Source organism: Microseira sp. BLCC-F43 (assembly GCF_041929235.1).
GTDB lineage: Bacteria > Cyanobacteriota > Cyanobacteriia > Cyanobacteriales > Aerosakkonemataceae > Microseira.
The window spans coordinates 59,375-74,317 of record NZ_JBHFNP010000349.1; the positions used below are offsets into that span (position 1 = coordinate 59,375).

Consider the following 14,943-nt stretch of genomic DNA (forward strand, 5'->3'; position numbering starts at 1 on the left):
GGCGAAGTTTTTCCCGGATCGCTTTTTCCCGCATGGGGATTATCTCAGAAGATCGGTAATTGTTCGTCTGACCGGAGCGGGGAACTTCAAGGGCGCGCGTTGGGTTCGTAGAACCAACAATTCTATGCCTGAAAAGGTGTGGAGTGATAAAATACTTCTCAATGGCAGCGGTTGCGGCTGGTTGAAGTTTTCAGGGTTGTTCTACGGAAAGGACGCAGAGCCAATTGTGTTACCCAATGTTTTGAATGCGATGTCTGTGTAAACAGATTATCGGTTGCGTTGGCGCCAACTTGCGCGCAGTGCATCAACGAAGGGTCAAAACAATTTTCTGCCCTTGAAACAGGAATGCCTGGGTTCGTTGCTCGACCGCATAAGGGTTCGCAAGTGCCAGACAGAGAAGCTGGAATAAGTAGCCAAATTTATGGCTATAATTATGCAAAATTGTCCAACAAAATGAGCAATAACCAAGCTGAATCTGATGGACAAGTTTGAGTAAGTTTTGAGTAGGATGGGTTCAGTCCGAATTAACGCCTGTGGACAAGAAGACTCCGAAGTCCTTGGTAGAAGCAGGAAGTAAGCACCGAGTAGCGATGAGCAACTTGGGATAAGTCTTATAGAACAAGCGCGAAACTTGCTATTAGTCAAAACCGAAAATTCAGTGCCTAACCTCCATCAAAGGGCGCTAAACAGCTTATCCATAACATTTACCTCCTGAATCCCGTACAAGCGGGTTGTTCAGAATTGTTTGTACTATTACAGGCATGTTTGGTAAATCCGCCCTGACAACGACTGACTGCTGACTCAGTTGTTATTTGACCCAATAGAGTCAGAACTGGATTAGTAAATAGTTGATTCTCAATTGAGAAAATTAGGCCATTTCAGCCACAGTAAAAGGCACATCAAATTAAAAAGTTTCAGAGTTAAAATTGAAGAATTTGCTCGCTCAATTGGAAATCTGAAATCTTAAATTTGAAATCGTTTCACGTTGTTTGTGCCGCTTCAATCGCAGCGAAATTTAGAGGAATTTGAATGCCAAAGCAAATTATTATCGCCGAACAACATCGCATTGCTGCTGTATTTTCCGAAGATCAAATACAAGAACTCGTTGTCGCCACGGGGACTCACCAAGTGGGTGACATTTATCTGGGAATGGTGGAGAACGTACTTCCTGGTATCGATGCCGCCTTTGTCAATATTGGAGATGCGGAACGGAACGGATTTATACACGTATCCGACTTGGGGCCGCTGCGACTGAAACGCACGGCGGGGGCAATTACGGAACTGCTGACACCCCAGCAAAAAGTATTAGTGCAGGTGATGAAAGAGCCGACGGGTAGCAAGGGACCGAGGCTCACGGGCAACATTACTTTACCGGGAAGATATTTGGTGCTGATGCCGTTTGGACGGGGGGTAAATCTATCCAGACGCATCAAGAATGAAAACGAGCGCAACCGATTGCGCGCTTTAGCAATTTTAATCAAACCAGCGGGGATGGGTTTGCTGGTTCGTACTGAGGCGGAAGGTCGGGATGAAGAAGCAATTATCGAAGATTTGGAGACGCTGCAAAAACAGTGGGAGGCGATTCAGCTAGAGGCGCAGTCGGTACGGGCACCGGCACTGCTTAACCGCGACGATGATTTTATTCAGCGCGTTTTGCGGGATATGTACAGCGGTGATGTGAATCGGATTGTGGTCGATTCCCACACAGGTGTGAAGCGAGTCAAGCAACAATTACTCAGCTGGAGTGGGGGAAGGACACCCCAAGGGGTTTTGATTGACCATCACCGCGATCGCATCCCCGTTTTAGAATACTTCCGCGTCAACGCCGCAATTCGCGAAGCCCTTAAACCGCGAGTCGATCTACCTTCTGGTGGGTATATCATTATCGAGCCGACAGAAGCGCTGACCGTCGTCGATGTAAACTCCGGTTCCTTTACCCGTTCGGCGACGGCGCGAGAAACCGTCCTGTGGACAAACTGCGAAGCCGCTACTGAAATTGCCCGTCAGCTGCGCCTGCGGAATCTCGCTGGCGTGATTATTGTCGATTTTATCGATATGGATTCCCGCCGCGACCAGCTACAGGTGCTAGAACACTTTAATAAAGCCCTCAAATCAGATAAAGCCAGACCTCAAATTGCCCAACTATCCGAACTGGGACTGGTCGAACTCACGCGCAAGCGTCAAGGCCAAAATATTTACGAATTATTCGGTCGCCCTTGTCCCACTTGTGGCGGATTGGGTCATTTAGTAGAGTTGCCGGGTGAAGGCGAACAAAAGTTGAACACTTACTCTCCTTCTCTAACTAGTTTCAGAGAAACAACGAAGGAACGCGATCCAGCAGCGCCATCCAAAGGAAATGGTGAAACTTGGCGCCCTACAGAAGGGCGCAGCGGCGAAATTGCCGACCGTTCTCCATCCCCACGGGAGTATCGTCCGATCGAGCAGCGTTCAATGCCCGTAACTGCCCCTTACAGCAAAACCGAAACGTTTGGGCAAGAAACGACTTCGGATCTCGACTTCGCTCCTGGTGCCGACCTGGATGACCTGGACCTGAGCTATCATCCCAACTATCAGGAACGCGGCAATTCTCGCCGTCGCCGTCGTCGCCGGATTGGATTTGGCGAAATGGAGGAAGAATCGACCGGACGCGGCGGGATGTTTTCTAACCAACCAGCGGCTGATACGGGGGTTGATTCTGAATGGGAGAGCGATACGGAACTCCCCTCCCCCGCACCGTCGTTTTCACCCCCGCCGCTAAAGGTAGGTCGTCCCGAAATATCAGAAAGGCAGCGCCCTGTCAAGCCAGAAACAGCACCTCCGGAGGTGATTACGGTAGAAATGACTCCGGAAGAACAGGAAGTTTATGCGCTAATGGGGATTTCGCCGCTGGTGCGCTTGAATCGTCAGGTGAAAAATCCCAAATCTGCTATTGTTAACGTCAGGTTGCCGGGACAAGGTAACGATGCTCAAAATGATGTAGCCCCAAGGTTGAGGAATGAAGAAGACACTTCAGAAATTTCCAGGGCTTCTTCCTATGGCTTTGAACCTTCCGATTTTGATGGGGAGCCAGATTTTCAGAGCGAACCCTTGACAAATGCACCATTATCTGATTCAGCTCAAGAGACTGGGTCGCGGGTTGATACTGACGCCGCCCCATCCGAATCTGATAGTGGGGATAGTTTAATCCGACGCCGTCGCCGCCGTCGCTCTTCGGCAGTGGACGTTGATGGCGAGCGGTAAAATGCTCTGCGGGGGAATGAGGAAATAAAAATGAGCGATCGCACGCTTGAAACTCACCCCATCACCCTCTCATCCCCCCACCCCCTCACCTCCTCTTCGAGCTTAATTGCAGGGGTCGATGAAGTGGGGCGGGGGTGTTTATTTGGCCCGGTAGTAGCAGCAGCAGTGATTTTACCCGATAGGGCAGTTACGGAACTCGTCGTCGCCGGTCTTAAAGATAGTAAAAAACTAACTTCTGTGGGGCGGAAACGTTTTGCAGAGCAGATTCAAGCTGTGGCGATTGACTATAAAATTGGCTTTGCAAGGGTTGAAGAAATCGACCGGCTGAATATCTTTCATGGGTCATTGTTGGCGATGAAACGCGCTGTGATGAAGCTGAAGGTGCAGCCAGATTTGTGTTTGGTGGATGGGAAATGGCCTATTCCTAATTTGCCAATTGAGCAACAAACGCTGATCAAAGGAGATGAGATTTCGCCTGCGATCGCTGCTGCTAGCATTATCGCCAAAGTGTGGCGCGACGACCTAATAATGCGCTTTGCTCTTAAATATCCAGAGTATGATTTAGCTGCTAATAAAGGTTACGGTACAGCCAGACATTTACAAGCACTGCAAAAACACGGCCCTTCGCGCCTGCATCGGCGGTCTTTCAGTCCTTGCCGTGTCTGAAGATTGTCAGGATAATTCTAATGCGAGAGGTTTTCTCATGCTGACGCTTTATCACGCACCGATATCTCCTAACTCTTGCCGCGTCTGGATTACACTGCTGGAAAAAGGGCTTGAGTTTGAACTGGTAGAGATCAAGTTGGATGGGGAACAGCTTAAACCAGATTTTTTGGCGATTAGCCCTTTTCACCACATACCAGTTTTGGTAGATGATGGCTTTAATATTGTCGAATCTTTGGCAATTTTAGACTATTTAGAGGCCAAGTACCCCACGCCTAGTATGTTGCCGAAAGAGGCAAAGGATCTAGCGGTGGTGCGGATGGTGCAACTGGTATCTGTGAATGAGTTGTTGCCTGCTATGACTCCTCTTTTGCCCCTGTTTTTAGGCTTACCAGCAGGAGATTCAGAAAAAATAGAGCCAGCAAAACAGAAAATTGCTACTGTGCTGAAGTTGTTTGAGAATTTATTAGACGATCGCCCTTACTTTGGTAGTGAAAACATAACTCTAGCCGAGGCTGTTGCTGGCAGTATCATACCCTGGTTGCCTCAAGCGGGCGTGTCCTTGGGTGAATATCCAAAACTGAGTGCTTGGTGCGATCGCTTAATATCGCGTCCGGCGTGGCAAGCTACCTTACCTACACCAGAGGCAATCGAAGCGTTCAAGCCTATCTTCGCTGCTCGAATGGGGCAGCAAAAGGCTGTTTGAAGGATGCAGTTAAATTCCGCAGCGAGCGCCAAATTTACCATGATAGACATTAGAGAACTGACTGCTTTGGATGTAAAACAATAGTTAATTAGTTACAAGCGATCGCACGATGAGTGCGATCGCTTTTTTTATAGAGACTCTGGCAAATCAGCTACCAAATCCTCAAGAGCCTTGCGAACCAAAATCGCCTTGTCTTTCCCCAAAGCTTTGAGCTTTTTATTAAGGCTTGGGGGAACTCTAATAGAGAAAAGCTCGGTAGCTGGCTCAGCATAAAGAGATTTGAATTGAAATTTCTTCAATCCGGGATTACCGCCAGGACGTGGCATACTCAGTGTTTTGTACTCTTCCCCCCTAGTATAGCGCGTCATCGCACTATAAAATTGTAAAAATATATCAATAAAATGCCTATCAGCGCGTTGACGCGCTAAAATAAAAGAGCAGTGGCGAAAGCCACCGCCCACAACAAAAAACCTATTTCTATTATGGCACTCGCATCACTCACTAAAAAATTAGCCGCACTGACCAAAAAATTTGCGGTATTCATCAAGCTCAATTGCCGCAACCTGATCCGCAAGATTGCGCTCGAAATTACTCGCCTTGAAGGAAAGATTGAGCAAGCGATCGCAGCCACCAAGACAGAGCAAGCCGGACCCACCAAAGAGAAGTACAAGTGGGAAGAAAAAGCAGGATACGCAATTTGCTTCAACCTCGAAAACGGCAATAAATACACAGTGTCTTGGGATGCTTGCTCATGCCCCGATTGGCAAATGCGGCGACGCCATACAGGCAAAAACTGCAAGCACCAAGCAATGTATGCCGACCTGTGCGCCAACATTCAAAAGAAAGAAGTTCTCATTGATGAAAACGACTGCCCAACGGGAACATGGTTACGACGAACTGATGATTGGATGAGCCTAGAATACGAAGTTTGGTGCTATACAGAAAAGTATAACCACCGCACCGGATTTGAAATCAATCAAAAGTTCCTGGGACGAATTGTCCAAGGCAAAAACGAAATCTTCAGCGCAACCCTGCAATCAATGAAAGGCGGATTTACTTCATCAGAAAACGCCATCAACTATTTGATTCGATACAACGGATTGGACAGCAAAAAGATTGCTGAAACCTACTACAAACAACACCCGCAACAGGCTTATAGCGAGCCTGAACCTGAAGCCGATCAACCAACAAAAAAGAAACTTACTACGTAGCTGGCGAATATATCGCCATCCCAAAAAAGCAATTGCCCTTCATTATTTTTTTTGCAAAGTATGTAGTTATGCGTACGGTATTTTTGAAGTCCAAAGAGGATTATAGCGCATCAACTTGCAATATGATTGACGTAACAAAATTTAAAACAAAGACAACTGCACAGGGGGCGGGGCAGACACCCACCATAAGTTTAAAAAACATTCCTTCTCCGCGTCAGAGCGTCCCCGTGTCTCCCTTTCGCTCCCCTGCTCCCCTGCTCCCCTGCCCGTGGACTACGATGATGTTATTTCGCTTTGGGAAAGTACCGAAGGCGTGCGGTTGGGCGATGCTGACAAAAAGGAAAATATGGAGCAGTATCTGCTTCGCAATCCAGGTCTAAGTTTCGCTGCCAGAAAGAATGGACACATCGTAGGTGCAGTTTTGTGCGGGCATGACGGGCGTCGCGGTTATCTGCATCACTTGGCTGTTGCAAAAGCGTATCGCAGACAGGGCATTGCAACTGCACTTGTATCGCGATGTCTCGCGCAGTTAAGGTTAATTGGAATTGAAAAGTGCCACCTTTTTGTACTGGAAAAGAATTCAGAAGCACAGAAGTTTTGGCAAAAATTGGGTTGGTCTGAACGGACAGACATTAAGATGATGTCTCTAAATATGTCCAACTCTTTTAATATTTAAAATTGCCAAAGATGCTGCAAATTGGCAGCCTATCCGAAAACGATAGAGCAGATTTTTCGGATAGGTTCGTACCTTCGTCAAATAATAGGATGATCGGCAGATAACCCCGGCGGCTGGATAGAAGGTGCGTTCTCCCGATCAACGGTCGCCCACCGCCGATAATCCGACAGCAACTGATACATCAATCGTTGTTTAATTGTCAGCAGCACGCTCTTGAGCAGTCCGTTACCCGTGGCTTCCAAAATGGGGGCGGGTGTCAGCCAAAGAGGGGGCGGCAACTCGACTTGCACTTCTAAATCCGCTCTTCCTTTAAGATGGGTGATATTGTCGATTTGTATCGGATATAGCTGACCTACCAGGTGCAGCGCAAAGCGTTGGTTGATGTACTCAATACCCCGGATCTCGCAGCCGGTTGACTTTAAACGCACCGTTCCGCCTGGTTCAGACCAGACTCTCATATCTACCGTCGGTTGAATCGTCAATGTTAAGAAGCTTAACGGACGCATTTTCAAGCGAAACATCTCCTCGCCGAGTTGCTCGATCCGACTCGAGTCTACCAGAGCGCCTACGAGTCGTTGCGGCTGGCGCAAATAGTGCTGAATCGGTATGGGTTGCTCCGGTACGGCAAGTTGAACGGATTGGCTGGCAATAAATCGAGTATGCATTGGTTAATAAATTTTCAGGATAATTACGTAGCTTTGTTATATTAATTTTACTTTACAATTTATTAAAAATTTAAACGTAGTTTTTTATAACCTATAGAAATGTAAAGATTTTGGGCTAAATTTTGCCAACATTGGCTTGTTTGAGCCAAATTTTCAGCGCTTGCACGCCTGTCCCATCATAAAAATTCATATACCAGGGGGGCCTCTGTCTCAGGCAATCAGAAAAAGGCAATATAGTTAGGCTTAACATAACTCGACAAGCCTATGCCCTGGGGCAGAGCAAGAGTTAAGGAAACCTAAGATACAACTGAAGGCTGGACTTTATGGGCACGATCGTTGCACACTTGGGGCCGAAAGGCACTAATGCAGAAGCAGCTGCACTAGCTTATACCAAATGGCTGCACCAGAAAACCGGACAAGAATGTTGTTTGCGTCCGTATCCCAGTATTGCCCAATCAATCCGCGCAGCAGCAGAGGGACAAGCGCACCTGGCAGTTGTGCCGGTGGAAAATTCCCTTGAAGGCAGCGTCACGATGACGCTGGATACGCTGTGGCAGTTGGACGGACTGCAAATTCGACACGCCTTGGTGTTGCCAATAGTACACGCGCTGCTGTCATGCGCCGAAAAATTGACAGATATTCGCACGGTATATTCTCATCCACAAGCATTGGCGCAGTGTCAGGGGTGGCTTTCTCAGTTTCTTCCTTGGGTGCAAGTGGTTCCTACCAATTCGACGACAGACGCAATAGAGAATCTCGAACAAGAAAAAACAGCAGGTGCGATTTCATCTCAACGCGCTGCCCAACTTTACAACGTGCCGATTCTGGCTAGTGCAATTAACGATAATCCGGACAATTGTACGCGGTTTTGGGTACTGAGCTTAAAATCTGTTTCAGAAGCTTTCAATTTTGGCGAAAATCAGGCAAGTCATAGTCATACTTCCCTAGCTTTTAGCGTGCCTGCTAATATGCCAGGAGCGCTTGCCAAACCGCTTTTAGTATTTGCCAATCGAAATATTAACTTAAGCCGCATTGAATCTCGCCCGACCAAGCGATCGCTCGGCGAGTATCTTTTCTTTATCGATATCGAAGCGGATGCTAACGAGCCATTTATTCAAGCTGCGATCGCCGAACTGGCAGCTTACACCGAAACGCTGAAAATCTTTGGCAGTTACAGCATTTTGCCAATTTAGGTTTCTTCTTAATAATTCTTCACCAAAACTTTCAAACTAACCAAAGTTGGGTTATTTTGAAAGTTAACCTAAAAATAAAGAGGCAGCCTATATGGGCGCAGAAGAAGTGCTGGAGCAATATGCTGCTGGAAGACGCGATTTTCACGAACAAACCCTGAGAGAAGCAAAACTAGAAGGGCTGGACTTAAGTGATATAAACCTCTTTTGTGCAGACTTAAAAGAAGCAAACCTAAAAAACGCAACCTTGATCCGATCTAAACTGGGATACGCATCGCTGAAAGAGGTAAACCTAGCTCTTGCAAACCTGAGAGAGTCAAATCTAATTGGCGCAAATTTGCGGCTTGCATGTCTAGTTTTGGCAGACCTATCGTTGGTAAACCTGAGCAAGGCCAACCTAAGTGAGGCCAAGTTAACTGGAGTAAACTTAAATAGAGCCAACTTACAACAAGCAAATTTGGCGAATACAACATCGATTGGTGCAAACTTTTACGCAGCAGACCTCAGTCAGGCTAACTTATGGGAAGCCAATCTGACTGACGCTAACTTGGAAAAGGCTGACTTAAGAGGAGCCAATCTAACTGAAGCAAAACTCTTTGGGGTAAATCTTAAAGCGGCTAACTTAAGCGGGGCAATTTTACGCAGGGCTAACCTAGAGAGAGCTAATCTAACCGAGGTGAACCTGGATAAAGCTGACCTGACTGAGGCCATATTGTGTGAAGCTAAATTGGCAGGAGCAAATCTAGAGACAGCCATTCTAAATCGGGCGGTACAGTCGTGGGTCAGGTATCCCTGACTAACATCAATTTGAAGAATTTAAAAATTTGCAAACTGCTAATAGCTAATCGCTAATGGCTGCTCTGGAGGCAATTGAAAATTAGCAATTAGCAATTAGCCATCCATACACCACCTATACTACCGGACACGATCTGACACCAAAACGCTCAAAATATTCACCAGCGATCGCAGTTTTTAATTAATACGGAGGCAAAAATCTGCGAAATCCATGAACTATAACTACAATCAAAAATAACAGATTTCGTAACAAAATTACCGGCATCGGCAGCGATAAAGCACGCTGAGCAGCACCCTGTTTACAAACATTAGCCAATCTTTTCCCAAGCAATTCTATCCACACTTTAGTTCTAGGCCATTCCCACAAACCCTGAAGCCACGCAGTTGGAATACCTTCTTTACCCACAGATGCCCCAATAATACCGCCCAAAATTGCTGCTGTAGTATCTGTATCGCCCCCACAACGAATGATTTCTCGAATGGCTGTAGGGTAATCTTGTTGATGCCTTAACCAAGTTTGAATAACAACAGGAACCGTATGATAAACATAGCCGCTGACGCGATTATTCATCCCCAACTGACTGGCAAAATATGCGGTGCTTTCCCCTGCATCTGCGCTATAGCAAGCTTTTTCGATTAGTTCTAAAAATTCAGCAGCTTCTGCGCCCAGTATATTTGCGAGTTGGCAATAGTAATTTTGAGGATAAACCTGTGATTTGCGACTCGATAAGTAAGACGCAAACGCTACAGCAAAAGCCCCATATTCTGCTTTTGGATCGGTGTGGGTTAGTCGCGTAGATGCTCTGACTAATTGGCGTAACTTTCGCAGGTCATCACCATAACAAACACCGATGATAGCACTTCGCATCGCTGCACCATTTCCAGCAGAGAAGACACCAGAGCGATATCCCAACCACAACTTCAAAATCGATTTTAACGTCCCATATCCAATTCCAGCCGGTAAACCGAGTAACCAAAAGCGCAATCGAATCGCCAAATCTTGCTTAAATATATCGACATTTCCTGCCGAAACAATCAGCGATTGCTCAACCATACAAGTGTGTTCCGTATCATCATAAATCATCCCTCTAACAAACAAAAATTCATATTGATTCAAATGCGGATAAAGACGAACTTGCCGACGCTTACTTAACCCTTCATAAGGCAATCCAAAAGCATCACCCACAGCCGTTCCAAGCAAACAGCCAATAATTGACTCACAAGTTGGAGATATCATTTAAACCTCAAAAATTTTCTCTCTATTCTTCCTCTGCGTCCCAGAACTTCATGAACTAATCTCCCATGCAATGACTTACGATGCGCGCGTCACTTTCTTTCCAAATTAGCCTTGGCGCTTCTGGTTGATATCATGTCCGGTTAAACACCGATAGTTAGGAATGACTCTGAGGGGGTGACACGGTGACGGGTCGAGATTAATTAAAAATTTTAAAACAATTGTTCGAGTTGAAAGAGAACGACAGCTCTAAAATAAAACCACGCATGAAGTAGTTTTTTATATTAACTCAAGTTGCTTTAGATGGGTTGAACCTGGAGAATTACCAGCAATTTTTTGGGTTATTATCAATGGCGTTTGCGAAACTGGAAATCTCCCAAGATTTCGTTCGCGTTGGCGGGAATAGCTCTGGGGTCAAATCGACGATGCGCGGTTTGGGCAAGAATGGGAAAGAGAGAGTTGCCGAAGGTATTAGTGTATTTGAATTGAACGAAGCGGGCAAAATTGAAAAAGTTTCATCGTCAGGACTTACGCAAAAAAACAAAGGGCGCTCCGAAAAATCGTCGGTGTAGAGTCGCGAGATTGACGCATCACCTTTGTTTTTGGCCCCGCGTGCTAGAGTCTTGATCGTATTGGGAGATAAAGCGATGATGGCTCAAATTCGAGACTAAATGTCTTTCTATATGATGGTGACACAACGATCGCAAGCCTCGTAAGATGGGTTGTTTCACTTAACGCATCCTCCGAGGCTGATTACTGATTACTTATTACTTCTAAATTACCCGCTCGTTTCCACCATCAACTGGAACTTGTGCTGCGGTCGTATTGGCAAATAAATCGCCGCACATTTCTGCCGCCAATTCCGCTACAGAATGACTCGTCACTTCCACTTTCAAGACATTATTGGTTTTGTATTCTTCCACGGTTAACCCGTAATGTTTGGCGCGGGCTTGTAAGACTTCTTCCGTCCACAGTCCGGTATCGAATACCGCGTTGGGATGGAGGCTATTAATCCGGATGCGATCGCTGCCCCATTCCAACGCCGCGACTCGCGCCAATTGGTTCAACGCCGCTTTAGATGCAGAATAGGCCGCTGCGCCGGGGCCGGGTGCGGGGACATTTTTGGAACCGATAATGACGACGCGACCGCCTTTGGGGGCAAGTTTGAGGAAGGGGTGGCATTCCCGCATCAACACGAGGTTGGCATCGAGGTTGATCGACATGACTTTGCGCCATTCGTCGCTACCGAGTTGGGCAATGGAACGACCTGGGGGAAAGATTCCCGCGTTGAGGATGAGCAAATCCAAACCGCCAAATTTCTCAATCCCCCGTTCTAGGGCGGCTAAAATGGCGGATTCGTCGGTGACGTTGCAGGTGATGCCACAAAAATCGGCACGGGAATACAAGTCTTCGATTTGGGGATTGATATCTAAACCGATGACGGCTGCGCCGCGTTTGAGGAGGGAATCGACGCAGGCTTTGCCGATACCCGATGCCGCCCCGGTAACGAGGGCAATTTCGCCAGTAAAGGCTGGGGGTTTGCCGCCTTGGCGCAGTTTGGCTTGTTCCAAATCCCAGTATTCGACGGCGAAGATGTCTTTGGGGGATAAAGCTTGGTAGCCGCCGAGTAGGGTGGCAGATTCGATCGCATCGATGGTTCGATCGTAAATATCCGCCACAATCTGCGCCTGTTTTGCTGTTTGACCGACGGTACACATGCCAAAATCCGGGTCGAGAATCACCCGAGGTACGGGGTCTAGCATGGTTAAATTAGCGGCGGCATGGGCTTGGAAATAGTCTTTGTAAGCGGCGGTATACGCCTCCACATCTCGCCCCAACATGGGAATGCGTTTGGTGCGGATGACATGATCCGGTGTCAGGGGACCTTGTTGGGAAATCGTGCCGATGTCGTCGCGGCGGGCGTAGGCGAGGGTTTTGGGGCTGCGGTAAGTTGCCAGAATCACGGGAAACCGGGCGGCTTGGGAAAGCTGGTGGCGCAGTGAGGCGAGGCTGTGGCGCCTGGGTTTATCCTCGGGTGGAGTCGTGACTTGGGCGGAGGGGGGACTGCTAGCGCCATGTTTGCGGAGGTAGTCTTCGGCAAGGGAGACGAGTTCGATCGTTAGTTCGTAGGATTCGCGGGCAGTTGCGCCAAAGGAGAACAACCCGTGATTCATCAACACCATGCCGACGGTTTTGTCTGTGGCATCGGCGGCAAACTTTTGGGCGCACAACCGGGCGAGGTCAAATCCCGGCATGACATAGGGGATAATGACTAATCGATCGCCGTAAATCTCCCGAATCCGATCGAATCCATTCGGCGTATTGGTGATGGTAATAACCGCATCGGCGTGGGTGTGGTCTACATATTTGTAAGGCAGCGTGGCGTGGAGGATAGTTTCCACCGACGGCGATGGGGCGCTGGCGCGGGTCATCTGGGTTTTCAGTTCGTTGACCATCTGGGGGTCGGAGAGGGATTCTAGTTGTGCCAGTTTCAGCAAGTGAGGCATACGAACCGGGGCAAATCCAGCCGCTTCGATCGTCGCCAAATCCCAACCACTTCCTTTAACGTAGAGGATATCTTCCTCTTCGCCGACAATATTTTTCTCGCGGATTTTGACCGAGGTGTTGCCGCCGCCATGCAACACTAGAGCGGGTTCTCGTCCCAACAGGCGGGAGGTGTACACCCGCAAGGCTAGGTCGGAGGAGTATTGCTGTGCTTCTCGATCGTTCCACAAGCTTTTCATAGGTTTTTCTGTCCGTTTTCCGATAGTTGCGAGCGTCTTTCAAATGTTACCAAGTTCGAGGCGCGACGGGAAATATTGTTTAGGGAATGTTACTATTTTCGTTCTAAATGGGTTGGGCCGAATGCTATATAACGTAAGTTGCTAGTTACATCCAACGACGCTGGTAATGGGTAATGGGTAATTGGTAATTGTCACGATTCCACCACCAATGAATCCCATTACCAATTACCGAGCGTCATCAACCCGGTTTCCGAGTTAATTTCTCGCTGTCAAACCCACGATTTTTCCGATAAACCGGGTTGATTTGCCGCCAAAGCTTATAACTAGCAACTTGAGTTATATATTGATTTTATGCTCAGTTTCAAATCATCTATTTTAGGAAAAATCGTCAATTCAAAATAGCTCAATATCGACAAGTCGAAAGATTAGGGAAGAAAACGGTAATAAGGCATTCGCTCTGTCCACAGTCCAATCACTTTCGGAAGATAAACCTCGAAAAAAAGCTCTTTGAGCTATCTCAAAAATGCAATCAGCATCTCATCACCCTGAGTTGAATACATAAATCCCGTTCCAGCCTCAAGCATGAGAGCGAAAATCATTTAAAATCTTGAAACGAAGTTCTTTTGAAGGCTGGCTTGAAGTTTCTCTTCGTTTCCCTGAGCTTCTTATTTGACAATCGAGAATGCTTGTTTCATATTTTGGGTGAATTTTTTTCACAAATACTATCTTGTTTTATGGCTGTTTGCCTGGTTGGTATTATACTTGATGTTTGTCTTAATTTATGGGATATTTGCTATTATTTTATATCCGGTTAAAATCCCATATTTAAGAATCGATATCGAAGGCGGTAATTCTTCGTATATCCACAATTTTCTAGGGATGGAATATGTTAATTCACGGGAAATTCCAGACTGGTTTGTTATTAAGCAGGCTCGAATTGTCCGCAAGGCATCTGGATATTTCGTGATGCTGACCTTGGAATGCGATGTTTATTTCCCCGATGTCATGCCTCACGGTCATCCGATTGGCATTGACTTGGGACTAGATAAGTTTGTCGCAACATCTGATGGCGACGTGGTAGATAGACCGAGATTCTTCAAGGTGCTGCATAGGAAGCTGCAATTGCTCCAACGCAGATTGAAGCACAAAAAGAAAGGGTCTTTCAATCGCCACAAACTCAATCAGAAAATTGCACGATTGCATCAGCACATCAGCGACACCCGGAAAGACTGGCACTTTAAATTAGCTCACAAACTGTGTGACGGTGCTGGAATGATGTTTGTTGAGGACATCGACTTCCGGGCGTGGGCAAAAGGGACGCTGGGAAAACATACCTTAGATGCTGGTTTTGGGCAGTTCCTCAACATCTTGCAATGGGTGTGTTGGAAGCGTGGCGTGTATTTTGCCAAAGTCAACAAGGATTACACGTTGCAAGGCAAGCTCACAATGTGATGCCCATACGGGTAAGAAAAACCTTAAAGACAGGGTTCATTCTTGCCCTGAGTGTGGTTACACAGTTCATCGTGATGTACCTGCGGTACAAATTGTCCGCAATCGTGGACCCTCTGGGGTGGGACGCATCCTGGAAAACAAAGAAAATGCCTGTGGAGATGGTCTGGCAGGAACCCGAAACCGTCTAGTTAAGAATCCGAGAAACAGGAAGAAAGGTGACTCGGCGTGTCTATTGACCGCCTCGTAACATCCTTTTAAGAATCCCCCTGATTCATCTGGGGGAGAACGTCAAGGTAATTCTCTGGTACGTCGCCGCGTCTTTTCGGCTCTTGTGTCAGTAACTCCAGACCACAGAGCTTCTAAGAGA

At 47.1% G+C, this 14,943-nt stretch carries 12 protein-coding genes and 1 pseudogene; 9 read left to right on the top strand and 4 right to left on the bottom strand.

Annotated features, from left to right (window positions below):
- Positions 1 to 1,029 precede the first annotated feature (1,029 nt).
- The 3 genes from ACE1CM_RS46250 to ACE1CM_RS46260 are packed head-to-tail and all read left to right on the top strand — an operon-like array spanning position 1,030 to position 4,609.
- Positions 1,030 to 3,240, top strand: a complete 2,211-nt coding sequence (locus tag ACE1CM_RS46250) for a ribonuclease E/G (protein WP_374886372.1) — start codon at positions 1,030 to 1,032, stop codon at positions 3,238 to 3,240.
- A 30-nt stretch (positions 3,241 to 3,270) separates the two neighbouring features.
- On the top strand, positions 3,271 to 3,906 hold the full coding sequence (locus tag ACE1CM_RS46255) for a ribonuclease HII (RefSeq protein WP_374886373.1): 636 nt from the start codon (positions 3,271 to 3,273) through the stop codon (positions 3,904 to 3,906).
- 37 nt (positions 3,907 to 3,943) lie between these two features.
- On the top strand, positions 3,944 to 4,609 hold the full coding sequence (locus ACE1CM_RS46260; RefSeq protein WP_374886374.1) for a glutathione S-transferase family protein: 666 nt from the start codon (positions 3,944 to 3,946) through the stop codon (positions 4,607 to 4,609).
- A gap of 128 nt (positions 4,610 to 4,737) precedes the next feature.
- Here ACE1CM_RS46260 and ACE1CM_RS46265 read toward each other — a convergent pair whose 3' ends face one another.
- Positions 4,738 to 4,908: a hypothetical protein gene (locus ACE1CM_RS46265; protein WP_374886375.1), complete on the bottom strand. Its 171-nt coding sequence runs from the start codon at positions 4,906 to 4,908 to the stop codon at positions 4,738 to 4,740.
- Positions 4,909 to 5,049: 141 nt separating this feature from the next.
- Between ACE1CM_RS46265 and ACE1CM_RS46270 the strand changes: the two genes are divergently transcribed.
- The gene (locus tag ACE1CM_RS46270) at positions 5,050 to 5,820 is read left to right on the top strand and encodes a hypothetical protein (RefSeq protein ID WP_374886376.1); all 771 of its coding nucleotides are present in this window, start codon (positions 5,050 to 5,052) and stop codon (positions 5,818 to 5,820) included.
- A 268-nt stretch (positions 5,821 to 6,088) separates the two neighbouring features.
- Positions 6,089 to 6,496 (top strand): GNAT family N-acetyltransferase, encoded by a 408-nt coding sequence (locus ACE1CM_RS46275; RefSeq protein WP_374886377.1) that lies wholly within the window; start codon positions 6,089 to 6,091, stop codon positions 6,494 to 6,496.
- A 77-nt stretch (positions 6,497 to 6,573) separates the two neighbouring features.
- Here ACE1CM_RS46275 and ACE1CM_RS46280 read toward each other — a convergent pair whose 3' ends face one another.
- Entirely contained in the window at positions 6,574 to 7,161 is a 588-nt protein-coding gene (locus ACE1CM_RS46280) for a DUF1997 domain-containing protein (RefSeq protein ID WP_374886378.1), read from the bottom strand.
- Positions 7,162 to 7,484: 323 nt separating this feature from the next.
- On the opposite strand from ACE1CM_RS46280, the gene pheA reads away from it, so the two are divergent.
- Entirely contained in the window at positions 7,485 to 8,354 is an 870-nt protein-coding gene (pheA, locus tag ACE1CM_RS46285) for a prephenate dehydratase (protein WP_374886379.1), read from the top strand.
- A 91-nt stretch (positions 8,355 to 8,445) separates the two neighbouring features.
- Complete coding sequence (locus tag ACE1CM_RS46290) at positions 8,446 to 9,147, top strand: pentapeptide repeat-containing protein (protein ID WP_374886380.1); 702 nt, start codon at positions 8,446 to 8,448, stop codon at positions 9,145 to 9,147.
- A 180-nt stretch (positions 9,148 to 9,327) separates the two neighbouring features.
- Here ACE1CM_RS46290 and ACE1CM_RS46295 read toward each other — a convergent pair whose 3' ends face one another.
- Positions 9,328 to 10,383: an ADP-ribosylglycohydrolase family protein gene (locus ACE1CM_RS46295; protein WP_374886381.1), complete on the bottom strand. Its 1,056-nt coding sequence runs from the start codon at positions 10,381 to 10,383 to the stop codon at positions 9,328 to 9,330.
- A 305-nt stretch (positions 10,384 to 10,688) separates the two neighbouring features.
- Between ACE1CM_RS46295 and ACE1CM_RS46300 the strand changes: the two genes are divergently transcribed.
- Positions 10,689 to 10,952 (top strand): hypothetical protein, encoded by a 264-nt coding sequence (locus ACE1CM_RS46300; RefSeq protein WP_374886382.1) that lies wholly within the window; start codon positions 10,689 to 10,691, stop codon positions 10,950 to 10,952.
- A 201-nt stretch (positions 10,953 to 11,153) separates the two neighbouring features.
- Here the strand turns inward: ACE1CM_RS46300 and ACE1CM_RS46305 are convergent, their stop codons facing one another.
- Positions 11,154 to 13,124, bottom strand: a complete 1,971-nt coding sequence (locus tag ACE1CM_RS46305; RefSeq protein WP_374886383.1) for a bifunctional aldolase/short-chain dehydrogenase — start codon at positions 13,122 to 13,124, stop codon at positions 11,154 to 11,156.
- Positions 13,125 to 14,015: 891 nt separating this feature from the next.
- Between ACE1CM_RS46305 and ACE1CM_RS46310 the strand changes: the two are divergent.
- A pseudogene (locus tag ACE1CM_RS46310) lies at positions 14,016 to 14,823 on the top strand (RNA-guided endonuclease InsQ/TnpB family protein); the annotation flags it as partial.
- Positions 14,824 to 14,943: the final 120 nt, after the last annotated feature.

Excerpts from the sequence above, each read along its gene's own strand:
- ACE1CM_RS46305 (WP_374886383.1), bottom strand. The coding sequence starts at position 13,124 with ATGAAAAGCTTGTGGAACGATCGAGAAGCACAGCAATACTCCTCCGAC.
- ACE1CM_RS46290 (WP_374886380.1), top strand. The coding sequence starts at position 8,446 with ATGGGCGCAGAAGAAGTGCTGGAGCAATATGCTGCTGGAAGACGCGAT.
- ACE1CM_RS46255 (WP_374886373.1), top strand. The coding sequence starts at position 3,271 with ATGAGCGATCGCACGCTTGAAACTCACCCCATCACCCTCTCATCCCCC.
- ACE1CM_RS46280 (WP_374886378.1), bottom strand. The coding sequence starts at position 7,161 with ATGCATACTCGATTTATTGCCAGCCAATCCGTTCAACTTGCCGTACCG.
- ACE1CM_RS46250 (WP_374886372.1), top strand. The coding sequence starts at position 1,030 with ATGCCAAAGCAAATTATTATCGCCGAACAACATCGCATTGCTGCTGTA.
- ACE1CM_RS46260 (WP_374886374.1), top strand. The coding sequence starts at position 3,944 with ATGCTGACGCTTTATCACGCACCGATATCTCCTAACTCTTGCCGCGTC.
- ACE1CM_RS46295 (WP_374886381.1), bottom strand. The coding sequence starts at position 10,383 with ATGATATCTCCAACTTGTGAGTCAATTATTGGCTGTTTGCTTGGAACG.
- pheA (WP_374886379.1), top strand. The coding sequence starts at position 7,485 with ATGGGCACGATCGTTGCACACTTGGGGCCGAAAGGCACTAATGCAGAA.